Genomic DNA, 25,468 nt, shown 5'->3' with positions numbered 1-25,468 from the left:
ACCGGTTTCTGCGTCAAGTTCTACCAGGTTGCATTTGTTGCTCAGGTCAAATTTTACTGCGATTATTTTTTTTCCGTCGGCAGAGAGTGTTGGCGAGAAGATGCGGCTTCTGGTGGTTAATTTTTTTTGCCGACCTGTCTTTAGGTTGTAGCTGCAAATTACGCTGTAGCTGCGCTGGCGATATCTTGGGTCATAACGGATCTCATCCCAAACCACAATGTTGTTCGCGTAACTAAACCATGGTTGCTCCTGGTAGCCGATGCTTAGCAGTTTTGTTTCTTTTTTTGCGCTGTCGATTATTGTGAAATGTGCTGTCTCTGCCTTGCTTTGTTTCAGGGTCAGAATTCTGCCATCCTTAATTTTTACAGGGAGGAAGTAGTTGGTTGCAAATTTTGAATCCTGGTTTAGTATCGGGTAGTTTTCCGTTTTGGTTTTTTCAGATTGCGCGGTCCATTCTTTTTTTAACGTTTCGGTGGTTTGGTTAAACCATTTTTTAGTTCCGCTCTTGGTGAACTTTTTCAGGCTGTTCGAAAAGGGGTACGGTCTTACTGGTCTTTTGCGGATGTCGGTAAGCAGGCTGTCGAAAATATTTTTTCCAAATTCTTTTCTAATGTTCGATGCCATCAGGTAGCCGAGTTGGTAGTAGCCGGGGGTGATGTCTTTTTCAGATCCGAAGCTGACTTTGCTGTATGAGAATTTTTTGCCTTCGAGYAAGCTGGTTCGGTAAGGCATGATCCACGAAGGCTGTCTTCCGCGACCGGCATTTGTGAGAGCGGTTTCGATGGTTACGGCATCGCCTTCAAAAAACCAAAGTGGTATGCTAACTCCGAACCAGGCGAAGTAAACATACTCGGGAAAAGGGTAGGCTTTTCCGCCGGTTAATTTGTCGTATTGAGCCACGTGTCTGAGCTCATGAACAGCAAGGTTATTTAGCCAATCCTGACTATCGAATTGCTGAGGAGGGGTGGTGTAAAATTCTGACTTTTTTGGAGCGAGTTGAACGAAGCCATTTGCGATCACTCCACGGTTTTGAAGGACCAGTGGGAGGGTGGTTTTTTGCCTCCTAAGACTACCGCCAACATGGGGGTAAATATAGCCCAGGGTATTGGCCATTCTTTGGGCTTCTTTTTCGAGCTCGTCCGGAAAGATGATCCTGAAGCCAGATGCATTTATTTGTCGCCATTTTACACTAAGTGGGTTTTGTTCTCCGCTAAAAAGCTGGGCAAAAGCAGTATGTGAAATTATACTTAATGTTAATGTTATTATAAATTTGATTATCAGTTGTTTGAGCTCTTTATTTGATGTCATTTTTCTGATTTACTAAAATAATTAGTATTTGTAAATTTTTGTTGGTTAATTTTGATGATTTTTTAATTTATGTATATGTATTTAATTTTCTGATTTTCAAATAAATATACTAATAAAGTAAAGAACTGATAATTCTGATTTTTGTGAATTTTTAGCGTAGAAATGGAGGTTTTGGTGTTTCTGGAGCTAATTAATTTCAGGTTGTCGGAATCTGCTGTTAAGGTACACTAATTAAGCTTAAAATCCAACAAAATTTCTTTGTTAAAATTTGGCTTTGTATACAGAAATGAAAAATATGAGCGGGTAAAATGCTTGTCGGATGTGTCGTATTTTGAGTGAAAACTGGCTTAAGTCTGAGGGGTAAAACGACCTCCCTATCTCCTGTTTCAACAGATGATTTACTACTGTAAATTCTTTCTTTTTTTGTAGATGGGATAAAGGAAAACTGAGCCTAAAATGAGTGCGGCTCCGAAGTAAAATCCGGTGGACATTGCCTCTTTTGTTCCAAAGAAAATGAAGGCTAGAAGGATGCCGTAAACAGGTTCGAGATTGGTGATGAGCGCTACCCTAAAAGCCGACAAAGTGCGCATCACAGACACACCGGCAACGTAGGCAAGTGCGGTGCAAATGGTACCCAAAATGGTAAGGTAAATCCAGTCGGTAACACTTAAATTGAATGCCTCGGTAAGCAAGCTTTGATCGGCAAAACGATACACTGTGATCCAGAAAAAGGCACCTGAAATCTCATAAAATCCAATGATCTTATGGTCGCTTTTTTGGACTAAAGTAGAATTTATGGTGGCAAATAAGCTCGATGCAAGGGCCGAAGTAAGGCCGAAAATGATGCCTAAAGTATACTTTGATTCGAATTTAAAGATCAGATATATGCCTGCAATGATGATTAAACCGACGATGACATCAGGTATAAGGATGCGTTGTTTCTTTATTAGAGGCTCTAAAATAGCTGTARAAAGAGTAAAAGAAGAGAGGCACACGAGGGTTACAGATACCGTTGAAACCTTAATGGCATGGAAGAATAATATCCAATGTATGGCCACTATACTTCCAGTAAAAAAGAACTGCAGAAACTGTTTTTTGGTTACCCTGATGCGGGTTTTTGTAGCCATGAAGTAGATGAACAGCGTGATGCTGGCTATCATTACCCTGTACCATACCATTTGTACCGCATCTATTGAGATTAATGCCCCCAGGATGCCTGTAAAGCCCCATATAAACACCGTAAAATGTAGGATTAATAAGTTTCTGGTTACAGACGTTTCTGATGTAACCGGGGTCATTATTTAGGTGCTTTTCTCAGTAGATAATAGCCCAGCAGACCAAAGAATATTGTTGGTGCCAGCACTGCAAATAGTGGTGAAGTGCCTCCTTTTAGGGAGAACATTTTAGCAAATTGGTTCATTACAATATAGCCAAAGCTTAATAATATACCTATTCCAAGGGGTAAACCAACACCTCCACGAACCTTTCTGGAGGATAGTGCAACACCTATGAGGGTTAAAACGAACGCAGAAAGAGGGTGTAGGTAGCGCTTATATTGCTCAAATAGCAAATCATTCCAAATACCTGTGCCTCTTATCTTTTCTTTTCTGATTTTGTCTGATAACTCTTTGTTACTCAGGTTCTCAAATATATTGTCGTAGGCTGAGAAATCATCTGGTCGCATGTCCAGTACAGTATCTTTAGGTTTTACCAATTCCCTTACAAAAGTCTCTTTAAGGCCATTAATATACCTTACAGAATAGTTGGTTAGTCGCCATGATCTCTTTAAAGAATCGTACGATATTTCTTCTGCAACAAGCTTTTTTGTCAATACATCGCCTTTGAAATTATCTAATGAGAACCTGCTTCCTTTCTTTGTTTTATTGTCGAAACTATCCATGTAGATGTATGTATTTGCATCTAATTTCATGTGGATATTGTTCTTGCTTGGCGATGCATTCTTCTTTACGTAGGTGTTCTCAAAGCTGTTTTTAAGCTGATTCGTATAAGGCAGAATGAACAGATTGGAAGCCAGATTTAGTGAAAATATGACGAATGCTGATATAAAATAGGGTAAAAGGAAGCGATTAAAGCTTACTCCGCCACTTAGGATAGGCACAATTTCGGTTTGATCAGCCATCTTTGCCGTAAAGAAGATTACCGCAATAAAATTGATCAATGGCGAGAGCATGTTAACGTAGAAAGGGATTGAACCAGCATAATACAGGGTTACAACCTGCCAAAAGGTAAGGTTTGCGCTTAGAAAATCATCTAGCTTTTCCGACAAGTCAAAAATAACGATAATCACTACAAATAAGGTCAGGGTGTATAGAAACGTGCCCAGATACTTACTGATAATGTACCAGTCGATGATTTTAACCCTGTCTTTTAAGAAACTCATTTATAATTTATTCCCTAAGATAGTTACCATTTTGTTTTTCCATGCATAAAACTCACCTGCAATGATTTTTTCGCGGGCCTGTTTAACCAGCCAAAGATAGAAATGTAGGTTGTGCAAGGTAGCTATCTGTRCACCCAGGATCTCTTTTGAGTGCATTAGGTGCCTTAAATAGGCCTTAGAATATATCTGGTCTGCATGCAAGTTACTGTCGGCTTCAATTGGTGAGAAATCATTTGCCCACTTCTTGTTGCCGATATTAATGATACCATTTTTAGTGAAAAGCATACCATTTCTGGCATTTCTTGTAGGCATTACACAATCAAACATATCTACACCTAACGCAATATTCTCTAAAATATTGATAGGAGTACCTACGCCCATTAAATAACGAGGCTTTTCGTATGGTAAAATATCACATACTATTTCAGTCATCCCGTACATCTCTTCGGCAGGCTCACCAACAGATAAACCACCTATTGCATTGCCCTCACGGTCCATAGAAGCAATAAATTCAGCAGATTTTTTCCTTAGATCTTTATAGACTGAACCCTGTACAATAGGGAAAAGGGTTTGGTTAAAGCCGTATTTTGGCTCTGTTGAGTCAAATCTTGCACAGCAGCGCTTTAACCAGCGATGGGTCATGTTAATAGAAGATGCTGCATATTTATAATCGCATGGATACGGTGTACATTCATCAAACGCCATGATAATGTCGGCCCCAATGGTACGTTGTATATCCATTGCATATTCAGGTGTAAATAGATGCTTTGAACCGTCAATATGTGAATTAAAGGTAACTCCTTCTTCTTTGATTTTTCTTACTTTGCTCAAAGAATACACCTGATAGCCGCCACTGTCGGTTAAAATAGGACGGTCCCAGCCAATAAATTTGTGTAATCCGCCGGCTTGTTCCAGAACATCTAATCCTGGTCTAAGATACAAGTGGTAGGTGTTTCCAAGAATTATTTTGGCATCGATATCATTTTTAAGCTCTCTTTGATGTACTGCTTTAACTGTTCCTGCAGTGCCTACAGGCATGAAAATAGGAGTTTGTATCTCTCCGTGATCCGTTGTAATTGTTCCTGCTCTTGCTTTTGAATGTATATCTTTTGCCTCTAAACTAAACTTCATCTGTGTATGTTTATTGTTTTTTGATTAGAGTAAGTTAGTGTGTAATCTTCCTCTTCAAAAAATCAGGGCAAAAGTAGCAAAAAACCAGCTATTTACGGGCTAAAATTTTTATCAACATAAATGTGCATTACTGATTAAAAATGAGAAATTTGCCAGTTACAAAAATACATCGTGGAATTAACCTTAATTGAGAGCTGCCTGCTCGGCGCTTTAATCTTTTGCTTCTTAATACAGCTATATTTTAGCCTCTTTGTTCACTTAAAACTTGCTCTGGTAAAAGTCGATCCTATTCCCGAAACAGGTAGAAAACCTTTAAGTGTTGTGATTTGCGCACGCAATGAAGTTAATAACCTTACAGAATACTTGCCTTCCGTTTTGGAGCAGAATTATCCTGATTATGAGGTTATTGTTGTTAACGACAGATCCTGGGATGGTACACGTGAATTATTGGAAACCTTTGAAAAACAATATAAGCACCTTAAAGTTGTTCACGTAAATGAAGGAGAAAAGTTTATAGCAGGTAAGAAATTTGCAGTTACCATGGGTATTAAAGCAGCCACAAATGAGTGGCTTGTTTTTACAGATGCCGATTGTTTGCCTGCCTCGCAAGATTGGTTACTGAGCATGCAGCAACCCGAAAATGAGCATGTGGATATCCTTTTAGGTTATTCACCTTATATAAAAAAGAGAGGGATATTGAATGCTTTAATTCGTTTCGAGACATTTTTTACAGCAGTAAATTACCTTTCATTTGCTTTAAAAGGTATGCCTTATATGGGGGTTGGCCGCAATATGGCGTATAAGAAATCATTATTTTTTAAGAAAAAAGGGTTTGCGGCACACATGCATATACCTTCGGGCGATGATGATCTTTTTGTAAATGCTCATGCAACCAGAAGTAATACCGCAATTTCTATTAATAAGGATGCTCATGTTTGGAGCGAGCCAAATACAAGTTTTGGTGCTTATCTGAGACAGAAGAAAAGACATTTTGGAGCAGGTAAAATGTATAAAGGAAAACATAAGTTCATCCTCTCGTCGCAGATTATTATTCAATTCCTGTTTTATGCTTTCTTTGTCGCTTTGTTGTTCTTTAAAGCTACCTTATATATATCACTTGGTGTTTTTGTATTGAGTATTATAATAAGGTGTTTTGTTTACCCACGCCTTTTAAAGCGGTTAAGTTATGGTAATTTGAGTATTTGGTTTCCTGTTTTGGATATTCTATTATTCATTTTTCTAGTGTTTAACGGCATTCTGTCTATATTTGTTAAAAAAGTACAGTGGAAATAAAGTCTACTCTAATACAGAAATATTTTAAAGAGCTAACTGATCAGCAGATAGCTCAGTTTGATCAATTGTACGAATTGTACAGTTTCTGGAATTCCCAGATCAATGTAATTTCAAGAAAAGATATTGATGAGTTATATGAACGCCATATTCTTCATTCGTTGGGAATTGCCAAATTCTGCACTTTCAAAGCAGGAGAACGTGTGTTGGATGTGGGTACCGGAGGTGGATTCCCTGGCATACCGCTAGCTATTCTTTTTCCAGAAACTCAGTTCCATCTGGTTGATTCTATTGGTAAAAAGATTAAAGTGGTTACTGAAGTAGCTGCGGCATTAGGTTTAAAGAATGTTAAAGCGAGTCATTTAAGAGCTGAACAGATTGCAGACAAGTACGATTTTGTAGTTTCCAGAGCAGTTACCAGGCTTATTGATTTTTATCCATGGGTAAAAGGGAAGTTTAATAAAGAATCTAAAAATGCCATTCCTAATGGTATACTATATTTAAAAGGTGGTGATTTAAAAGAAGAGATTTCTGAATCAAAACTAAAAGCGGAATTATATCCGCTTTCAGCTTACTTTGAAGAAGAGTTTTTTGAAACCAAATACGTGGTTTATATACCGCAGTAAGGTTTAATTGGTAAGCTTCAAATCTTAAAGGGCAGCTTCCTTTTTTAGTTCTTTAAATAGCCACCAGATGCTACTTTTTCTTAAAGCCGATCTTTAGTGATCGGCTTTAAAGTTTGATCATATGCAATGAAATCTTCTGATAATCTTAAGTAACCTCGATCATAATATAGCCAATGCATTACATCATCAAGGATTTTAGAAGGTTCAATAACTGGCTTTCCAATTTTTACTTGTTGCGTTTCGACATTAATAAATAATATTAGAAGTGCGCAAATACTCGCTAATATTAACTTTATTTTGGCTACTTTATTGGTCATAAAGTTTTTTAATAAAATCTATTTAGGAATTAATTACCTGATTTTTCTTTCACATTCACGGTGCCTTCTAGCGTTGTCTTAGTCCCTTCTTTTGTTTCTAATTTATCCTTGGTAAGAAGTCTATATGTTGTAGATAGGGATTTTGCTTGTTCTTCATTTTTAGTAGGTGATGTTGCTGGTTTCCCTTCGGCAACGTGAATTTTATATGCCAAAATTATTGATTTGGCTGGTTCTCCATTTTTGGTAGAGGAAGTAATCCCGTCGTTTTCTTTAATAGTTATTGATTTTCCTTCCTCTTTCACTGGCTCAACAGGAGGTGGAGGAGGAGGCACTGGTTTATCAGGCACTACAATTGGCGGTGGGAACTTTATCTTTTTAACGGATCCTGCTTTTTTAGGAGCTCTGACTTCATCAGGTTTTACTATTGGTGGTGGGAATTTGACCTGTTTAACCACGGGAGGCGGTGGTGGCGCAATTCTAACTTTTGTAATTTGGCTCTCTTTAGTTGTTTTAGATTTTGCACCTGGTTTAGTCTTAACCTCTATTATTTCAGCTGCTTTTTTCTTAGGTGTTTCCTGTTTTACAGATTGATCGGACTCGTATTTCTCCGGATACAAGTCTATCACTGCATAGTCTTTAGTAAACGCCATGGTGGATGCGCAGAGCATCCCTCCGGCAATTGGCAATGCAAACAGGAGTTTGAGCCTCGCTCTTCCCGTTGATTTTTTTTTGTTTAACATGTTAATTCTCCTTTTTAATATTGATTGATTGAATATTTGATTGGTAAGCTGATTAGGCGCAATACCAAAGGAATTTTGAATCAGAAACATCGCGTATTGATGTTTCTGAATGTCCTTATGTGTTGTGATGTCGTCGGCGATGTATTCGTGCAGAAGCTTAATTTCTTTTTTGATGAAATAGGTGATGGGATTAAACCATGATACGATTTGAATGATCTCAAAGAAAATTATATCTAAACTGTGTTTCTGCTTTATATGCACCATCTCATGCTTAAGAATGGTGTTTTTCTCCTGCACAGATGGATTTAAGAACAATAGGTTAAAGAAAGAGAAGGCAGCATGTGATTCGCCTAGTTCAACATACGTAATTTTTCCAGATTTCTGTTTTTTAGCATTAATGGAAAGTAAAATGATCTTATATATGCTCATTGCCATTTTTATTGCAAAAAATAAGGCTATAAAGAGGTAGCAATAAATCAACAGATTGCTTATCGTAAATGCATTAGATTTTTCGATTACTGGCGTTAATTGAACCGATAAGATCGTGACTTCCTTTTGATTGTTTAATAGATTATTGAGGTAGCCTACCTGCAAAAGTGGAATAATGAAAGCTATAATACTCGTTATAATAAGATAATACCTATTTAAGGAATAGAAAGTTTCCTTATGTAAAAGCAAACGGTAGAAGCCGTAAAACGCAGCTAAATATAGATTAGCCTCTAGCAGATAGTACAACCAGTTCATCATTTCTTGTTTTTAAGTTTTTCAGCAAGTTGGATCAATTCGTCGAGCTCATCCATGTCCATGTTTTTCTCTTTTACAAGGAAAGATACCAGGCTCTGATAAGAATTTTCGAAGTAATTGTTCATTACTTTATCAAATGCAAAGTGTTTGTACTCGTCTTCAGTTATTATAGGAAAGTAGATATGGGTGTTGCCAACGGCCTTATGATCTATAAACCCTTTGCCTTCTAATACTCTGATTACCGTTGACACCGTATTGTATGCTGGTTTTGGTGGGGTCATTTTGTCTATAACATCCTTTACCAACCCCTCTTTTATTTCCCATAAAATTAGCATTACCTGCTCTTCCGCCTTTGTAAGTTCTCTCATCATTTATTAAATATTGTTGTTAATTAAAGTTACTACTATTTTTATAGTTTACAAACTATTTTTGTAGTTTGTTTTTAATTATCTGATTTACAGTTATATATTTTAGTTTGTTGGTTGGTAGATAAATAAATATATAATTTAGCCCATGAGTTTAATCCACAAAATAGGCCTCACCTTAATTAAGAGTGTGGGGCATGTAACTGCCAAAAGTTTGCTGGAACATTTTGGTAATGCAGAGGTTGTATTTAAAGCAAGTAGAAAAGAATTATTGCAAATTCCAGGGATTGGGCCTGCAACCGCAGATCAAATCCTGACTAATGATGCCCTAAAAATTGCTGAAGAGCAACTAAAATTTATTAAAAAGCATAGGGTTGAGGTTTTGGTTTATACCGATGATAACTATCCTAAGCGGTTAAAAAACTGCTTTGATGCACCCGTTTTACTATACTATAAAGGCACTGCTAACCTTAACCATAATAGAATTATAAGTGTTGTTGGCACCAGAAAGGCGACAGAATACGGTAGGCAACTGTGCAAACAACTGGCGGTAACTTTGGCTGATTATGATGTTGTTATAGTTAGCGGCCTGGCATATGGCATTGATATAGCTGCTCATAAAGAAAGCTTGTATCAGGACATACCTACCATTGGGCTTCTTGCGCATGGGCTCGATCGGGTTTACCCTCCATTACATCAGCCAATAGCCCAAAAAATGATGCTAAACGGTGGTTTGCTTACCGAATTCCCGTTGCATACCAATCCAGATAAAGAGAATTTTCCGAAGCGAAACCGGATCATTGCAGGGCTTGCAGATGCCATAATAGTTGTAGAAGCCACTGCTAAAGGAGGTGCGTTAATTACAGCTGATATCGCAAATTCCTATCATCGCGATGTCTATGCTTTCCCCGGCAGAACAACTGATGTGAGTTCTGAGGGATGTAATTTCCTGATTAAAACGAATAGGGCAGCGCTGATTAATCATGCAAAAGACCTCGCTTATTACCTGGGGTGGGATGAAATAAAGACAAAAAAGACTGAGCAAACTCAATTGTTAATTGGGCTCTCCAAAGAAGAACAGAAAGTTGTTGACCTTTTACAGGTATCGGATTTAAGGATCGATGAACTGTCCATACGGTCGGAAATTCCTCAAAGCAAACTCGCCATGCATTTGTTAAACCTTGAAATGCAAGGGATTCTGATTTCTTTACCGGGTAAAACGTATAAATTGAGTGGATAAACGCATTAGCTTCTGTAATGAAATTTTTTATTTACCTACATATTGCATTGTTTGTAAGTCTATTGGAGTACTAGATTAAAATAATATTCTATATTTTGTATTATTTCAATATTAAATTACGAATATTCATTTATAAATAAAATTCCAATCTTCAATCTGTATTTTTGTGTCATGTGGTACAACAATATTTTAGAAACCATTGGTAATACACCATTGGTAAAATTGAATAACATTACAAAGGATATTCCGGCTACGATATTGGCTAAAATTGAGACAACCAACCCTGGTAACTCAATAAAAGATCGTATGGCGGTTAAGATGATAGAAGACGCTGAAAAAAGTGGTAAACTGAAACCTGGTGGCACCATCATAGAGGGAACATCCGGAAATACCGGTATGGGATTAGCTATGGCGGCCATTATAAAAGGTTACAAGTGTATTTTTACTACTACCGACAAGCAATCAAAAGAAAAGGTAGATGCTTTGCGTGCGTTTGGTGCTGAGGTAATCGTATGTCCAACTAACGTTGAACCTGAAGATCCAAGGTCTTATTATTCAGTATCTACGCGTTTAGAGCGTGAGGTTCCAAACTCATGGAAGCCCAATCAGTATGATAATTTATCTAACTCGCAGGCCCATTATGAGCAAACTGGTCCCGAAATATGGGCACAAACTGAAGGAAAGATAACTCATCTTGTAGTTGGTGTTGGTACAGGAGGCACAATTTCTGGTACTGGTAAATACCTTAAAGAACAGAACCCTAATATTAAGGTTTGGGGAATTGATACTTACGGATCGGTTTTTAAGAAATATAAAGAGACCGGGATATTTGATAAAAATGAGGTCTATCCTTACATAACTGAGGGTATTGGAGAAGACTTTCTTCCTAAAAACGTAGATTTTGATATCATTGACCTTTTTGAAAAGGTAACAGATAAAGATGCGGCTTTGATGACCCGTGATATAGCACGCAAAGAGGGGATTTTTGTTGGTAATTCAGCAGGTTCTGCCGTTGCCGGACTGCTGCAATTAAAAGATAAACTGAAGCCTGAGGATGTTGTGGTGATCATATTTCATGACCATGGCAGCAGATATATGGGTAAAATGTATAACGAGGATTGGTTAAGGGAGCGTGGCTTTTTAAAAGACGAAAAGCTTACTGCTGCTACTATTATCGATAAAAAAGACAAAACAGAAATTGTAACTATTGATTGTGAAAAGACTATTCTTGAAGCAATTAATACTATGCATATGCTAAATATCTCGCAGATTCCGGTTACCCAAAAAGAAATGGTTGTTGGTAAGCTGGCCGAAGGAGATATTTTAAAGGCTTTAATGGAAAATCCTTCACTTAAATCGGCTAAGGTTCAGGAGATTATGTCATCCGGGTTTCCTTTTGTTGACCTCAACACATCAATTGACAGAATTTCTGCGTTAATAAACATAGAAAACAGTGCGGTACTGGTTGAGACTGAGGGAGGTAAGATCGAAATTATCACGCAGTACGATATTATTAATGCTATTTCTGCTTAAATAAGCAACCGAGACAAAAACCACTATACAGTAAAAAAGCCCCAATTGGGGCTTTTTTATTTATCGTCATAATGTTTTTAATGTGATGGAGCAGAAGCCTCAATGCGCTTAATTTGTGCACCTAATGCACGTAAACGAATGTCAATGTCTTGATAACCACGCTCGATCTGCTCAATATTAAAGATTGTAGATTTTCCTTCGGCAGATAGGGCCGCAATTAATAAAGAAACCCCGGCACGTATATCAGGAGAAGTCATGCTGATACCCCTAAGTTTATATTTCTTGTCAATGCCGTTAACTGCTGCTCTATGCGGGTCGCAAAGAATGATCTGCGCACCCATATCAATCAATTTATCAACAAAAAACAATCTGCTTTCGAACATTTTCTGGTGAATAAGCACGTTTCCTCTTGCTTGTGTAGCAATAACCAACACAATGCTTAAAAGATCCGGAGTAAAGCCCGGCCATGGAGAATCGGCAATAGTAAGCATTGAACCATCTATAAATGACTCAATTACATAATGTTTTTGAGAAGGAATATAGATGTCGTCACCTCGCAATTCAAATTTGATACCCAGCTTTCTGAATACATCAGGAATTACACCAAGTTCTGAATAGCATACATTTTTAATGGTGATTTCAGACTCGGTCATTGCGGCTAAACCTATGAATGAACCAATTTCAATCATATCAGGAAGCATTCTGTGTTCAGTGCCGCCTAGTTTTTCAACTCCTTCAATAGTAAGCAGGTTGGAACCAACTCCGGTGATTTTGGCACCCATGCGGTTCAGCATTTTACAAAGCTGTTGCAGGTAAGGTTCACATGCTGCATTATATATGGTAGTAGTACCTTTGGCAAGTACAGCCGCCATAACAATATTGGCCGTTCCTGTTACAGAAGCCTCATCTAATAATATATATGCGCCTTTAAGATTTGTAGCATCTACATTAAAAAACTCTTTTTTAGAGTCGTACACAAACTTAGCCCCTAATTTTTCAAAGCCTAAAAAGTGAGTATCTAATCTTCTTCTGCCTATTTTATCGCCTCCCGGCTTAGGAATTGCAGCGGTACCAAAACGACCTAAAAGTGGACCGACTATCATGATTGAACCCCTTAAACCACCGCCTTTAGCTTTAAAGGCATCAGATAAGAAGAATTTAAGGTCAATGTTTTTAGCTTCAAAGGTGTAAGTGTCTTTAGATAAGCGCTCTACGGTTACCCCCATATCGCCCAGCAATTCAATAAGCTTGTTTACATCTTTGATATCTGGAATATTACTGATGGTAATTTTCTGATCTGTTAATAAAACAGCAGCAATGATCTGTAAGGCCTCATTCTTTGCTCCCTGAGGATGAATTTCACCCTTTAACTTCTTTCCACCAATTATTTCAAATGCGTTCATACTACTGTTAAGGATCTAAATATTAAAATTGGTAAGAATTAATGTCTCTGCTTAGGGTTATTGTTACGTTGCTGACGGTTGTTATTATTTTGTCTGCCTTTATTGTTATTTCTACCGCGGTTGTTGTTATTTGCAGGTCTGCTTACAACGGGCTTAAATTCAACTTTGTTTAGATTAACATTGTCATCCAGTTCAAGCTGACCACCAGATAGTTCACGTAAATTTTTGAAGATTGTTTCATCAGCTACGCTATCTTTATTCCACGTAACATAAGCCATTTTCATGAAGTTTGCTATGCCTTGTACCATTGCAGCTCTGCGTTCTGGTTCATCAACAGCTTTAGCTTTTTCAATCATTACTTCAACTGTTTTGCCGTAATGCTTGTATTTGATTTTTTGCTGAGGATATCMAATATGGTCAGGTTTTATTAAGGCTGCTTCAGGAGTAGGCTTAGGATAAGGACTATCCACATCTATCTGATAACCGGATATGATGTGTAAATGGTCCCAAAGTTTATGTTTAAAATCGGCAACATCGCGCAAATGAGGATTTAAGAATCCCATTAAGTCGATTACTGCCTGTGCATATTTATTGCGTTCTTCACGATCGGGTAATTCAATAATGTACTTAACCATGTTTTGTACATTACGGCCATATTCGGCCAGAATTAATTCGTTTCTAGTGGTATTATAGTCGAAATTCATTTAATTTATTTCTATGAAGTAGCTGTTCAGGAATAACGGCTAAATTTCAATTTTTATATAATTCTCTTTGTAGATTATTTATAAGCCTTACGATTCTCTGTCTAAGTTAATACAGATTTAGCAAATATATATCTTATTTAACAATTCGCAATTTAGCAAATTTTAATAATAACTGCTTATTACCTAGTCCCTGAAAAAATACAGTAGCTTTTACATCAGGTAATGTACCTTCTAAGGCAACTATTTTACCGAAACCGAACTTTTCATGCTCTACATCCATGCCATTTTGGAATAGATTGGCGGCATCAGGAGCGAAACCAGGAGTAGGTACGTGTGCCTTTGGAAGCAATGAAGTAGTTTTTGGACGAGGAGCAGGGGAGCTGGTTCCTGTAGCTGTACCCGAACCAGAGCTAGACATTGCAGGTTTTGGTTTGCTAAAGCTATCCCTTTGTTGTGTCCAGCTTCTGCGTTCGCCATCAAAACTGTCTTGTCCTAAACTGCTTTTAGCTGGTTTTACCACCTCAATTTCTAAATAGCGGGCATTAATTTCATTTATGAACCTACTTGGTTCGCARTTGGTTAACGTTCCCCAGCGATATCTGGAAGTAGCATATGTTAAAGTCAGCTTTTTCTCTGCCCTTGTTATGGCAACATAAAATAATCGTCGTTCTTCCTCCAGGTCGGTACGTGAGTTTAAACTCATTTGCGAAGGGAACAGGTTTTCTTCTAATCCTACTACAAATACGTTTTTAAACTCCAATCCTTTTGCAGAGTGTATAGTCATTAACGAAACAGTCTCTTTATCTTTTTCATCCTGTCTATCATCATTGGTTAACAATGCGATATCCTGCATAAAAATAGCGAGACTTCTGTCTTCAATATCCTCACGCTCAGCAAATTCTTTGATACCATTTAGTAACTCCTGAATGTTTTCGTATCTGCTGCGTCCTTCAATACTATCGTCAGTATGTAATTCTTTTAATATGCCGGAGTGCTGTGCAATATAGAGTGCGGTTTCGTAAGCATCCAATTTTTTAGATTCTGCAGCAAAGCTTTGTATCAGCATGGCAAAATCATTTAATTGGTTTGCTATTCTTCCTTCTATATACTGTTGCGGACTGCATATTACCTGCCACATGGTGATGTCATKCTTATCGGCGGCAACTATGATCTTCTCAACCGTAGTATCACCAAGTCCGCGACGAGGGTAATTGATTACTCTTTTTATAGCCTCTTCATCACTGGGATTAAAGGTTAAACGGAAATAGGCAATTAAATCCTTTATCTCTTTACGTTGATAGAAGGAGAGACCTCCGTATATTTTATAAGGAACATTGAGTTTCCTTAAAGCCTCCTCCATAGCCCTTGATTGGGCATTTGTTCTATATAGAATGGCAAAATCGTTAAATTTAAGTCCTTTTGAACTGCGATCCTGAACAATAGCTTCGGCAACCAGTTTACCTTCTTCGTTATCTGTAAATGCGCGCTGAACTTTAATTCTATCGCCGGCCTCATTGTCAGAAAATACATTCTTCTCCAGCTGGTTTTTGTTATTTGCGATGATACTGTTGGCAACTTCAACAATGTTTTGTGTAGAGCGATAGTTCTGCTCTAATTTATATACCTGCAACTCAGGATAATCACGTTCAAAGTTTAATATATTCTGAATGTTTGCACCCCTAAAGGCATAGATACTTTGGGCATCATCACCTACAACACATATATTTTGGTATGCAGCAGCCAGTTTTTTTACAATTGTGTATTGCGAAAAGTTAGTATCCTGGTACTCATCAACCATCAGGTATTTAAATTTCTGCTGGTATTTATTTAATACATCCGGATGGTTCTTAAGCAAAACATTGGTTTTGAAAAGTAAATCATCAAAATCCATTGCTCCGGCTTTAAAACACCGTTTGGTATATGTTTCATAAATAGAACCCATTAAAGGGCGTTTATTGCTAACATCTTCAGCCTGAATTTCAGCGCTTTGAAGATACTCTGAATAAGAAACCAGGTTGTTTTTAGCAGATGAGATTCTATTGTAAACAAAGTTGGCATTATACAATTTATCGTCAAGCTGCATCTCTTTTAATATAGATCTGATCAGACTTTTACTGTCGTCCGTATCGTATATTGTAAAGTTAGATGGATACCCGATTTTTTCAGCTTCAACCCTTAATATCTTGGAAAATACGGAGTGAAAAGTACCCATCCAGATGTTTTTTGCTTCTGGGCCAACTACTTTCATAATCCTATCGCGCATGTCTTTAGACGCCTTATTGGTAAAGGTAAGTACAAGGATATTAAAAGGATCCACACCCTTTTGAATCAGGTGGGCTACTCTATATGTAATTACACGTGTTTTACCGGAACCAGCACCTGCAACTATCATTGCCGGGCCTTGTGTGTTTTCTACTGCTGCGCGTTGTTGGGGGTTTAAACCTGCTAAATAATCCAAAATCCGTTCCTGTTTCTGCTTTTAGGGTATAATACTTAAGATATAATCTTTTTAGGTTACAAAGCTACATTTTTTAGGAGTTGTTTCAAAAAGTATCTGGTACTGTTTCCAATTCGAATTTTACTTAGACAGTGTTTTCAACAGCTCCTTGGCGGGAACAGATTTAACATTTCCATCTTTATCGCCAACTATCAAGTTTTCGTTGTTGGCCGCTGAAGATTCAGCAAGTTTACGAAGCGCCTTGTTAACACCATTAATTATGTTGGCGGCTAATTCATTAAGATCTGTCTTATTATCCTTAATTATCATTGCTTTGAGTTATAATGGTTTGCCAAATATCGTTATTTTTTATTTCTGCTCCCAATTTACTTGAACCTTGAGCAATAATTTCGGAAGCTAAATCCATATTGTCAATTACAAACCAATTATTACAAATTGGCATATACAATTTTAATAGGTTTTTAATTCCCCGGTAATATCTTCGTTTAATTACATCTTCGGGTATATCATGTCCTCCATTACTTACGCGTTTTGCTACCCGTTGTATTGCCATCTGAGGGGAGCTTAACCAAAAATAAAGCAAACTTACTTCATAGCCCTTTTCTTGTGCTTTCTTAACCATTGTAACGTAACTTCTTGTTGATAATGTGGTTTCAAACGCAAAATCAGCACCTTCATTCATTAATTCCTGGATTCGGCTTAACATTATTCTACCTGCTTCAAAAGCAACACCTTCCGGATTAAAGGGTGAAATTCCTGCTGCTATGTTATCAGCATTAACGAACTCTTTGCAGTTCAGTATTTCTGGTAATATAGTGTAACTAGCAGTGGTTTTACCTGCACCATTACATCCTGCTATAATATATAGATTAGACATGACTACGAAGTTACCAAATATTGAAGAGTTGAGGTATGTTTTGTTGCTTCGTCATCTCGACGATAGGAGAGATCTCTTGCTTATGCTACTTGCTACGCAGCTACTTCGTTGTCAAGAGATCTCTCCTATCGTCGAGATGACGATCGCCTTAGAGCGACCGCCTTAAAACGACTGCTTTAAGTCGACTGCTTTAAGACAACCGCCTTGAAAATATGCTAAATACTTCCCAGGTATCGGCTGTTTCCTATTTTTTTCCTGTTTAATGAGCTGATGCTTACATAAACTTCAAGCCTTTTGCCGGCCATTTTTGGATTAAATTTAAAAGTACACTGCTTATCACGACGTTTTATGCCACCAGAAAAACCATCTGTTACATGTAGTTCAGGACAATAAATCACCAGCATAACCTGATCATCAAAAGATGTATTTTTAATCCCATTGTCTAACCAGCTCAGTTTTAAAACATTAGGAGCTTGCAGTTCCATAGCTACTTCTTCAATCATAGGTAAATTGCCTTTACTGATCACAAATTCATGGTAAACTACTGTGTAATTGGGGTGTGTGCCTACAACAACTTTATGATAATTTTCAGAAAAAGCTGCACTAATCTCTGTTCTTTGCTCTGGTGATGCATAAAACCTATTGACACATAGGGATGGAAAGGTACCAGCAGTTCATTCATGAACCTTAGTTTTTGCCTGCTTTCTATTTGAGCAKGCGTATTTGATTTCTTGTTTTTTTTCTTTGGAACCTGACGTAAATAGGGAATGCCTTTCCATATTCCTCCGATTACTGGGCCTATCTTACCAGATACTGCGTCTAAGATTCCTTTCTTAATTTTTGCCATTGTTTTAATTTTAATAGTGAAACATTTATTTAATTATCTTATTGTACTTTAATACATCTCCGTTTTTCTATCGATTTTTATATCACTCTAAAAAGCGTTTTAAATGATAAAGGTCGTTCAGAGTCGTTTTAAAGTCGTTAAATAGTCGTCTGAAAGTCGTTTATTTAAGCTAGTTGAACCAGACCAAATCAGGCGTCAGTACAACGCTTATAACAATCCAAATCATTTCAGATTCAAAGTAAAACATAAAAAAAATATTATGGCAGTCCCAGGGGGTCCCGGACCCCCCTGCTAAAAAGGCTCAAAAATGCAGTCAGTTGGCTGGAAACAAAGAAAAATTTTTATTATTTTTTTACTAAAACGAGTAAAATTTAAGCATTTACCAATGTGTTGTGGTTAATTACATCCAATCTTTTTTGGAAACCTCAATCTTATACGTCCAATAGTTTACCAAACTTTTAATGTAGCTGTAGTTCCCATATTTGAAGTGTATTACACCGGCTGCAGTATGGATGATTAAATGCCCCACATCTGCACCTTTATGCCAAAAATATTGTTTGGCAGTTATTGCCTGGATTTTATGTGGCTCAATGATCTCGTGTTCTACGTCCCATATGCCACTTTTTTTAATGATGAAATGCTCATCAACATATAATCTGTGGCGCTTAAATTCGAAATACAGCATTGTGCCAACCACTATTATATAAGGTAAAGCCATAAATAAATAGTTTCTTAGAAGGGGGAGGGCATAGCTGCTTAACAATRCAAATACTGATATTGGAAATACAATCCAGATCATGGTTTGCAGAAAGATGAAACGGTAGTTTGGTTTTAGTTCTGCACCTTTTGTTGGTGCCCTGCTGAGAATCATCTTTAAAACTTCATTACGCTCTGTTTCGCTGCAACCGGGTATTTCTATATCCGATTTTTTACTGTCTTCCTTATCAGCAGAATCAAATGAAGCCTGCTTAATTTTCATGTTCAGCAGATCGAATTTTTTCTGGAAATAATTCTGACTGTATGCACTTAATTGAACTTTATTAGGAGTTAGCAATACATTTTTGCGCGTAAATAAGCCGGAACTGACTGCGAGTGCTCCTTTTTGCTTAATGATTTTAAAGTTGAAATACTTTACAAATGTTCTGACGATGTTTGTTGCCAGGATCATAATTAAAGCAAATGCCACCACAAAACACAAAGAGAAAAGAGTGATACCTTTGCTGAGCATCTTAGTAAATTGTTCCCTTTCTATTTCCAGCGCATCTGTATAGTCTTTAAATAATTGGAAAGCTCCAAAAATAAAACCTGTTAATAATAACAAACTGGCTCCATAGTTAGTGGTTATGCCTATTTTAAGTAGGGTATTGGTGCTTAGTTTAAGGAGAGGAGGAGCTGACTCTACAACCTGATTGTCTGCTTGAGTATTAACGGTTTCGCTTTCTGAAAGGTCACGACTCAATAGCTTTTGCTTAAGAATAGTCGCTGTAGCATGATCTATAGCTTTAATGCTTGCTTCTTTCTTTTCGCTTCCGGCGGTATCAATTTCCAGGCTATAGACCCCAACAACCTGCTGTAACAGGTTCTGATTTATATTTACCTGCTGTATTTTATTGAGTTGAATAGTGAGGGAGGTTTTGCTGAAAATGCCACTATTGATAATGAATTCTTGCCGCTTCTCATCCAGAAAAAAAGTGAACTTTTGGTAGCTGAAATAAGCAAATAGTGCCAGAACTATTGTTAACAAGCATAAAAACGCAATGAGTATCAATGCCAGGTTGCCCGAATCTTTTGACTTAACTATAATCAGGATAAGAGGAAGTGCCAAAGCTCTAACTACCTTTTGAAAACTATTGGCAAACATGATAATAATGCCTGATGCTGATTGTTTTCGGGGCGCTGAAAAATCGTATGTTATATTAGGTTCTTCAGACATCTTTAATCAGCCTCATTTATTTGCTTCATGAGCAATTCTTTAATGCTTTTTGCATTGTCGATTTCAATTCCGGGAATATGTAAGCTACCCGAACTGCCTCCGGCAGTAAAAATTCTTAATTCGCCTAAGCCGTATATTCTTGAAAATAAGCCTTCGTCTAAAGCAATATGTTGTATTCTGGAAAAAGGAACTATAGTGGTTGATAAGGCGATAATTCCGCTGGTGTATAAAATGTCCTTTTCTCGAACAGCAAATCCGCGTTTTTTAAAGCTGGCTTTRTATAAAATGAATAACAGGACTGCGAACACGATATAAATGCCAATTAATGTATATAAGTAGGCTCTTGCATTGGCATTAAGTATTAGTAGTGTAACCAAACCAGCAGCTAAGACTAATAAGAATATAAAGATATTGATGAGCATTACATTCCAGTACTTGCTGTTTAGTGGGTTTAGATGTACTTCTTCATATTTGGGTAATGAATCTGTATCTATGGTTTCATTAGTGAATTCCGTCATTCCTGCTTTTTTGATGATGTACTGAACGAAGTTAGGGAATTATTTTTCTTGTGAACAATAGCTATCATGTAAAACAATCAAGTATTTTAAACTAAATAAATTTGAAATAATAGTTGCGAATGTGTAACAGGATAGTTACCTTTATCGTGAGAGCGTTAATTTAAGGGGGTAAGCAGAAATGTTTATCCCTTTTCTTTTTAATATCATTCTAAAAAAGTATTTCAACCAAGTATAAATTAGCGTCTGCAAATACTACCAACTGGTATAATTTAATTAGTTTTGCTACCACTAACTAAGGACTTTTTTCTGTAGAAAATTGTAAAAAATCCTAACATAAAGGTGCCTTTAAACTAACTTAAAATAAATTCGTAAAAACTAATTTGTTATGCAAGAAATCAAAAAATATGTTGAAGAAAATAAGCAACGCTTTTTAGATGAGTTGTTTGAATTGTTACGCTTCCCATCGGTTAGTGCCGACCCAAAATATAAGGGAGATGTGCTGAAAACTGCTGATTATGTTGCCCAAAAACTTAAAGACGCAGGTGCCGATAAAGTAGAGATCTGTGAAACTGCTGGCTATCCAATTGTTTACGGAGAGAAAATTGTTGACGAAAGTCTTCCTACAGTATTAATTTACGGTCATTATGATGTGCAACCTGCAGATCCATTGGAATTATGGAAAACGCCTCCCTTTGAGCCTACCGTGCGCGATGGAAAGATTTATGCCCGTGGTGCCTGCGATGATAAAGGCCAGTTTTACATGCATGTAAAGGCTTTTGAGTTGATGATGAAAACCAACACGCTGGCATGTAATGTGAAATTTATGATTGAGGGTGAGGAAGAAGTAGGTTCTGCAAATCTTGGCATCTTTGTAAATGCGAATAAAGAGCGTTTGAAAGCTGATGTGGTATTGATTTCTGATACTTCAATGATCAGTATGGAGAATCCTTCAATTGAAACAGGCTTGCGTGGTTTAGCTTATATGGAAGTTGAAGTTGTTGGTCCGAACCGCGATTTGCACTCTGGTGTATATGGTGGTGCGGTAGCAAACCCAATTACCATATTATGTAAAATGATTGCTTCCTTACATGATGAAAACAATCACATCACTATACCTGCTTTTTATGATAAAGTAATTGAACTTACGGATGCAGAGAAAACTGCTTTAAATGCGGCGCCATTTGATTTGAAAGAGTATAAAGAGGATCTTGAAATTGCTGCTGAATGGGGTGAGAAAGGCTATTCGACACTTGAACGCACCGGAACCAGGCCTACTTTAGAAGTGAATGGAATTTGGGGTGGTTATATAGGAGAGGGTGCTAAAACTGTACTTCCTTCAAAAGCGAATGCTAAAATTTCTATGCGTTTGGTGCCTCACCAAAGTTCAGATGAAATTGCAGAGATCTTTACCAAGCATTTTGAGAGTATTGCGCCAGACTACGTTAAAGTAAAAGTTACTGCACATCATGGTGGTGAGCCGGTAGTAACACCTACGGATAGTATAGCATACCGCGCTGCAGAGCAAGCCATTGTTGATTCTTTTGGTAAAAAACCTATTCCTACACGTGGTGGTGGTAGTATTCCTATTGTCGCTTTGTTTGAAAGTGCTTTAGGTATCAAATCTGTGCTTTTTGGCTTTGGTTTGGATAGCGATGCGCTGCACTCGCCAAATGAAAAGTATGATATTTATAATTACTACAAAGGAATTGAGACGTTGCCTTTGTTTCATAAATATTTTGCGGAATTGAGCAAAGGGTAACTGGCTTTTTACTTCGGTTTGGTTATTTAATAAAAACACCAATATTCCTTCTCTCCTCGGATTTAGAAATAAAATCCGCATGTCGATCAGGAACATTGGTGTTTTTATTTGAGCATAACATAGAACTCATCATGTTATTATATTAGAGATAATTTAATGTTGAGCCTTTAAATACTTTTGTATTTTTGTCGCATCATGCCGCCAGCACAAAGAAAAACACCCGTTTCGCAAAAGACTTCTATTCCGCGAAAAACTACCGTACCACGTAAAAAGGCCGTTCCCCGAAAAAAGCAAACAAAGAAAAAGCCCTGGTCATTGCAAGTTAAGTTCATGCTTGTTGCGGTGTTGCTGGTTCTTTTATCTCCTTTTTATTACGCATACATTATTAAGGGATTTACTTCAACATGGAGATGGCTAAAGGATTTGGGTGAGGATCCTGCATATCGTACCTATCGCAGCTTTAATATCCGGATACCAAAGGATTACAATATACATGGTATAGATGTTTCCTATTATCAGGGTAAGATAGATTGGAAAAGGGTTAAGGCGATGGAAGAAGATGATGTGCGCGTGCATTTTGCATTTATAAAGGCAACAGAGGGGATGCTTAGTGTTGATCCTTATTTCCAACGAAACTGGCGGGAGGCTGCCAAAGTAGGTATTGTGTGTGGAGCATATCATTTTTTCAGACCTCAGAAATCGGGGAGCTGGCAAGCTAAGTTCTTCCTTCAAACTGTAAAATTCGAGGCTGGGGATCTTCCTCCTGTTGTAGATATAGAACAATTAAATGGTACTTCGCCTGCAAATATGCGAGCGCAACTGAAAGAGTTTGTTTCTTATATAGAGAAAAGAGAGCAGGTAAAACCGATTATTTATACCGGGCTGTCGTTCTATAATGACTATTTGAAAGGATACTTTGATAATTATCCTTTGTGGATTGCCCATTATCATCAACCAAAGCTTAAAGTTAATGAAGCTACCAAATGGTTCTTTTGGCAACACTCTGATAAGGCAAGAATCTCAGGTATTAATCACGCAGTAGATTTTAATGTTTTTAAAGGTGATAGTACAACCTTTTCACAAATGTTGATTAAATAAAATCCTTTCTGTTAATGGTTAGCTTAAGTTATTTAAAAGAAAAATAACTACAGTTATAAATATATAATGAATCATTATTTCTAATATTACTAAAAATTATTTTTAAATATTGGGGGTATGCAGGAGCTGGTCATTCGCATTCGGGAAAATGAGGACGAATCTGCATTTAATGAGCTTTACGAGGGATATGCAAATAAGTTTTTCCGGTTCGCACAATCATTTGTGGGAGAGCGTGAGATTGCAGAAGAAATTGTAAATGATGTGTTGGTAAGGCTCTGGATTGAGCGTAAGGAAAACTTGCGCATCAACAATATGCAGGTCTACCTTTATACATCGATAAAGAATGCATGCTTAAATCATTTGCGTAGCATTACCTCTAAAAAGAATAATGAAATAAAGGTAACTGAAGCGTATTATTTTCATTTGTCGGTTGATCCATCCCAGATTCTGATCAGTAAAGAGTTGTCAGATAATATGCTGAAGGCTATTAACGACTTACCTGCCCGATGCAAACTGATCTTTAAAATGGTAAAGGAAGATGATTTGTCTTGTAAAGAAGTAGCGAGTATTCTTGGGCTTTCTGATAAGACTGTATTTGCACAGCTATCCATTGCACTTAAAAAGCTCGATTCGGCAATTCATAGTAAGTAGGATTGAGATTGCGCACGGTTTAGGTTGAGATAAAGACTTGCGTGGAGATGATGGCTTAAGGATGGTAAAAGCCATTTACAAGAATTTCAAAAATATTTTTATTTCTTTTAGGAATATCGATACCCTCGCGTGTCTTTACCTTAGACACTATTTATATATATGATAAAATCCAGGTTTATTGAATTAATGGCCAAAAGCATATCTAAGTCTTCAACACCAGAAGAATTAGCTGAGCTGGAGGAGTTTTTTATTCATTTTCCGGAATATAGAAAAATGCAGGCTTTTACAGATGCATTGACCACAGAGGAAAAGCAACCAGACACTTTAGTAAAACAAAAAGATATTAATCAAAAAATTGATGGGCTTTGGGATAAAATCAGAACAGAGGAAAACACGATTACACCTGTTAAAGAGGCTAAGATAAGTTCATTAATATATTGGAAGTGGATAGCCGCAGCGTTGGTTGTGGGCGTTTTAACTGTGTTTTTTTTCTATGGAAGAAAACCAGCTGTTCCGGATCAGTTTGCAGGTTCAGAAATGCACCGGATCTATGTTCCTTTTGGAAAAACCAGAGACTTGAAATTGTCTGATGGCACAAAAGTTAAATTGAATGCAGGGAGTACATTTACTTATCCGGAAGTGTTTTCTGCTACAAGCAGAGAAGTGAGCCTGAAGGGTGAAGGTTTTTTTCAAGTCGAAAAAAATCCTAAAAGGCCTTTTCTGGTTCATACCGACAAGTTCATTGTAAAGGTATTGGGAACTGTATTTAATGTTAAGGCATATGCAACAGATAAAAAGGTTGAAACTACATTGCTTAGCGGAAAAATCCTGGTTGAATTAAATGATAAGCCAGAAAAGAAGATTGTGATGCTGCCTAATGAAAAGCTCACTGTTGCAAATGACCTGGAGCAGGGCAGAAATGCTGATAAAAAAGCAGCCGTACTGGAGTATCAGCTAGAGAGACTATCTGAAGCCAATACACAGGACGTTAAAGAGATTGCCTGGTTGAGCAATAAAATGATTTTTACAAATGAAAGTTTTGAAGAAGTAGGTAAACAGATTGAGAGACGATTTGATGTGAAAATGGTATTTGATAATGAAACCTTGAAAAAAGAAGAAATTAGTGGGGTGTTTGAAGAAGAATCTTTGGAACAAGCACTCTCCTTAATAAAAATGACTACTCCATTTAAGTTCAGAAGGGATAAAGGAGTAGTTCACCTCTCTGCACCTTAAGCAAATAATTAACCAATAATAAAAACCAAATTAAACTAAAAAAATGAAGAAATTTTATCTAACCGATTCCTGAAAATCCACAAATAAATAAGGGAAGAATTGCAGTTCTTCCCCTTAAAAATCCGGATTTAATTCACAAGAGTAAGCGTTGTAATGGACTTACTCTATTCCTTAATTTTCAAAAACAAATGTAATGAAAAAGATTACAAAAGCTTTTGCGTGGCTTTATATGCAACCACCTTTTAAAATAATTTTGCTAATGAAAGGAGCATTATTACTAATTATGTTCACC

The 25,468-nt window shown here is 37.1% G+C and carries 21 protein-coding genes and 2 pseudogenes; 8 read left to right on the top strand and 15 right to left on the bottom strand.

Annotation, left to right across the window (positions count from 1 at the left end; translation table 11 throughout):
* The 4 genes and pseudogenes from AC1DG9_RS09450 to tgt all read right to left on the bottom strand — a co-directional run.
* Positions 1 to 1,308, bottom strand: a pseudogene (locus tag AC1DG9_RS09450) (hypothetical protein); the annotation flags it as partial.
* A 401-nt stretch (positions 1,309 to 1,709) separates the two neighbouring features.
* On the bottom strand, positions 1,710 to 2,606 hold the full coding sequence (locus tag AC1DG9_RS09445; protein WP_477634544.1) for a DMT family transporter: 897 nt from the start codon (positions 2,604 to 2,606) through the stop codon (positions 1,710 to 1,712).
* Positions 2,606 to 3,709 carry an LptF/LptG family permease gene (locus AC1DG9_RS09440; RefSeq protein WP_172659614.1) on the bottom strand — a complete coding sequence of 368 codons (1,104 nt, stop codon included), beginning with the start codon at positions 3,707 to 3,709 and terminating at the stop codon, positions 2,606 to 2,608. Before AC1DG9_RS09440 ends, AC1DG9_RS09445 begins: the two co-directional genes overlap by 1 nt.
* Positions 3,710 to 4,840, bottom strand: a complete 1,131-nt coding sequence (gene tgt / locus AC1DG9_RS09435; RefSeq protein ID WP_477634543.1) for a tRNA guanosine(34) transglycosylase Tgt — start codon at positions 4,838 to 4,840, stop codon at positions 3,710 to 3,712.
* Between the two features lie 171 nt (positions 4,841 to 5,011).
* Here tgt and AC1DG9_RS09430 point away from each other — a divergent pair, with 171 nt between their 5' ends.
* Complete coding sequence (locus tag AC1DG9_RS09430) at positions 5,012 to 6,133, top strand: glycosyltransferase (protein WP_172659616.1); 1,122 nt, start codon at positions 5,012 to 5,014, stop codon at positions 6,131 to 6,133.
* The gene (gene rsmG, locus AC1DG9_RS09425; protein ID WP_172659617.1) at positions 6,124 to 6,756 is read left to right on the top strand and encodes a 16S rRNA (guanine(527)-N(7))-methyltransferase RsmG; all 633 of its coding nucleotides are present in this window, start codon (positions 6,124 to 6,126) and stop codon (positions 6,754 to 6,756) included. Before AC1DG9_RS09430 ends, rsmG begins: the two co-directional genes overlap by 10 nt.
* 80 nt (positions 6,757 to 6,836) lie before the next feature.
* Here the strand turns inward: rsmG and AC1DG9_RS09420 are convergent, their stop codons facing one another.
* Genes AC1DG9_RS09420 through AC1DG9_RS09410 form a run of 3 tightly spaced genes read right to left on the bottom strand, consistent with a single transcriptional unit; the run spans position 6,837 to position 8,928 of the window.
* On the bottom strand, positions 6,837 to 7,073 hold the full coding sequence (locus AC1DG9_RS09420; RefSeq protein ID WP_288883971.1) for a hypothetical protein: 237 nt from the start codon (positions 7,071 to 7,073) through the stop codon (positions 6,837 to 6,839).
* A gap of 29 nt (positions 7,074 to 7,102) precedes the next feature.
* Positions 7,103 to 8,560, bottom strand: coding sequence for a M56 family metallopeptidase (locus AC1DG9_RS09415; RefSeq protein WP_337716488.1), 1,458 nt, complete (start codon positions 8,558 to 8,560; stop codon positions 7,103 to 7,105).
* A complete protein-coding gene (locus tag AC1DG9_RS09410) occupies positions 8,557 to 8,928 on the bottom strand; it encodes a BlaI/MecI/CopY family transcriptional regulator (protein ID WP_172659620.1) in 372 nt (123 codons plus the stop codon). The genes AC1DG9_RS09415 and AC1DG9_RS09410 overlap by 4 nt, the downstream gene beginning before the upstream one ends.
* A 142-nt stretch (positions 8,929 to 9,070) precedes the next feature.
* On the opposite strand from AC1DG9_RS09410, the gene dprA reads away from it, so the two are divergent.
* Both dprA and AC1DG9_RS09400 read left to right on the top strand, forming a co-directional pair.
* Positions 9,071 to 10,162 (top strand): DNA-processing protein DprA, encoded by a 1,092-nt coding sequence (gene dprA / locus AC1DG9_RS09405; RefSeq protein WP_337716490.1) that lies wholly within the window; start codon positions 9,071 to 9,073, stop codon positions 10,160 to 10,162.
* A 171-nt stretch (positions 10,163 to 10,333) separates the two neighbouring features.
* The gene (locus AC1DG9_RS09400) at positions 10,334 to 11,695 is read left to right on the top strand and encodes a pyridoxal-phosphate dependent enzyme (protein WP_172659622.1); all 1,362 of its coding nucleotides are present in this window, start codon (positions 10,334 to 10,336) and stop codon (positions 11,693 to 11,695) included.
* A gap of 77 nt (positions 11,696 to 11,772) precedes the next feature.
* On the opposite strand, the gene murA is transcribed toward AC1DG9_RS09400, so the two are convergent.
* The 8 genes and pseudogenes from murA to AC1DG9_RS09360 form a co-directional block, all read right to left on the bottom strand.
* Positions 11,773 to 13,098, bottom strand: coding sequence for a UDP-N-acetylglucosamine 1-carboxyvinyltransferase (murA, locus tag AC1DG9_RS09395; protein ID WP_172659623.1), 1,326 nt, complete (start codon positions 13,096 to 13,098; stop codon positions 11,773 to 11,775).
* A 38-nt stretch (positions 13,099 to 13,136) separates the two neighbouring features.
* Entirely contained in the window at positions 13,137 to 13,802 is a 666-nt protein-coding gene (locus AC1DG9_RS09390; protein ID WP_477634542.1) for a DUF4290 domain-containing protein, read from the bottom strand.
* A gap of 133 nt (positions 13,803 to 13,935) precedes the next feature.
* The gene (locus AC1DG9_RS09385) at positions 13,936 to 16,260 is read right to left on the bottom strand and encodes an ATP-dependent helicase (protein WP_477634541.1); all 2,325 of its coding nucleotides are present in this window, start codon (positions 16,258 to 16,260) and stop codon (positions 13,936 to 13,938) included.
* 120 nt (positions 16,261 to 16,380) lie between these two features.
* Positions 16,381 to 16,569, bottom strand: a complete 189-nt coding sequence (locus AC1DG9_RS09380; RefSeq protein WP_288883974.1) for a hypothetical protein — start codon at positions 16,567 to 16,569, stop codon at positions 16,381 to 16,383.
* A complete protein-coding gene (locus AC1DG9_RS09375; RefSeq protein WP_288883975.1) occupies positions 16,559 to 17,137 on the bottom strand; it encodes an ATPase in 579 nt (192 codons plus the stop codon). The genes AC1DG9_RS09380 and AC1DG9_RS09375 overlap by 11 nt, the downstream gene beginning before the upstream one ends.
* A gap of 215 nt (positions 17,138 to 17,352) precedes the next feature.
* A pseudogene (locus AC1DG9_RS09370) lies at positions 17,353 to 17,984 on the bottom strand (DUF6266 family protein).
* Positions 17,985 to 18,384: 400 nt separating this feature from the next.
* Positions 18,385 to 19,917 (bottom strand): PH domain-containing protein, encoded by a 1,533-nt coding sequence (locus AC1DG9_RS09365; RefSeq protein WP_477634540.1) that lies wholly within the window; start codon positions 19,915 to 19,917, stop codon positions 18,385 to 18,387.
* Between the two features lie 2 nt (positions 19,918 to 19,919).
* Complete coding sequence (locus tag AC1DG9_RS09360) at positions 19,920 to 20,435, bottom strand: PH domain-containing protein (RefSeq protein ID WP_288884361.1); 516 nt, start codon at positions 20,433 to 20,435, stop codon at positions 19,920 to 19,922.
* Between the two features lie 385 nt (positions 20,436 to 20,820).
* Between AC1DG9_RS09360 and AC1DG9_RS09355 the strand changes: the two genes are divergently transcribed.
* The 4 genes from AC1DG9_RS09355 to AC1DG9_RS09340 all read left to right on the top strand — a co-directional run bounded on the left by AC1DG9_RS09355 (position 20,821) and on the right by AC1DG9_RS09340 (position 25,176).
* On the top strand, positions 20,821 to 22,194 hold the full coding sequence (locus tag AC1DG9_RS09355) for a dipeptidase (protein ID WP_288884360.1): 1,374 nt from the start codon (positions 20,821 to 20,823) through the stop codon (positions 22,192 to 22,194).
* A gap of 195 nt (positions 22,195 to 22,389) precedes the next feature.
* The gene (locus AC1DG9_RS09350) at positions 22,390 to 23,292 is read left to right on the top strand and encodes a glycoside hydrolase family 25 protein (RefSeq protein WP_172659631.1); all 903 of its coding nucleotides are present in this window, start codon (positions 22,390 to 22,392) and stop codon (positions 23,290 to 23,292) included.
* 117 nt (positions 23,293 to 23,409) lie between these two features.
* On the top strand, positions 23,410 to 23,943 hold the full coding sequence (locus AC1DG9_RS09345; protein WP_172659632.1) for an RNA polymerase sigma-70 factor: 534 nt from the start codon (positions 23,410 to 23,412) through the stop codon (positions 23,941 to 23,943).
* A 159-nt stretch (positions 23,944 to 24,102) separates the two neighbouring features.
* A complete protein-coding gene (locus tag AC1DG9_RS09340) occupies positions 24,103 to 25,176 on the top strand; it encodes a FecR family protein (protein WP_337716497.1) in 1,074 nt (357 codons plus the stop codon).
* Positions 25,177 to 25,468: the final 292 nt, after the last annotated feature.

This window comes from Pedobacter sp. 05L430 (assembly GCF_056397585.1).
The sequence above is the reverse complement of the archived record's forward strand: the minus strand, read 5'-3'. Positions and strand labels throughout refer to the sequence as shown.

Bases quoted from the DNA above. Each gene is read 5' to 3' on its own strand.
- AC1DG9_RS09440 (WP_172659614.1), bottom strand. From the start codon at position 3,709: ATGAGTTTCTTAAAAGACAGGGTTAAAATCATCGACTGGTACATTATC.
- AC1DG9_RS09420 (WP_288883971.1), bottom strand. From the start codon at position 7,073: ATGACCAATAAAGTAGCCAAAATAAAGTTAATATTAGCGAGTATTTGC.
- AC1DG9_RS09415 (WP_337716488.1), bottom strand. From the start codon at position 8,560: ATGATGAACTGGTTGTACTATCTGCTAGAGGCTAATCTATATTTAGCT.
- AC1DG9_RS09410 (WP_172659620.1), bottom strand. From the start codon at position 8,928: ATGATGAGAGAACTTACAAAGGCGGAAGAGCAGGTAATGCTAATTTTA.
- dprA (WP_337716490.1), top strand. From the start codon at position 9,071: ATGAGTTTAATCCACAAAATAGGCCTCACCTTAATTAAGAGTGTGGGG.
- AC1DG9_RS09400 (WP_172659622.1), top strand. From the start codon at position 10,334: ATGTGGTACAACAATATTTTAGAAACCATTGGTAATACACCATTGGTA.
- murA (WP_172659623.1), bottom strand. From the start codon at position 13,098: ATGAACGCATTTGAAATAATTGGTGGAAAGAAGTTAAAGGGTGAAATT.
- AC1DG9_RS09380 (WP_288883974.1), bottom strand. From the start codon at position 16,569: ATGATAATTAAGGATAATAAGACAGATCTTAATGAATTAGCCGCCAAC.
- AC1DG9_RS09375 (WP_288883975.1), bottom strand. From the start codon at position 17,137: ATGTCTAATCTATATATTATAGCAGGATGTAATGGTGCAGGTAAAACC.
- AC1DG9_RS09355 (WP_288884360.1), top strand. From the start codon at position 20,821: ATGCAAGAAATCAAAAAATATGTTGAAGAAAATAAGCAACGCTTTTTA.
- AC1DG9_RS09350 (WP_172659631.1), top strand. From the start codon at position 22,390: ATGCCGCCAGCACAAAGAAAAACACCCGTTTCGCAAAAGACTTCTATT.
- AC1DG9_RS09345 (WP_172659632.1), top strand. From the start codon at position 23,410: ATGCAGGAGCTGGTCATTCGCATTCGGGAAAATGAGGACGAATCTGCA.
- AC1DG9_RS09340 (WP_337716497.1), top strand. From the start codon at position 24,103: ATGATAAAATCCAGGTTTATTGAATTAATGGCCAAAAGCATATCTAAG.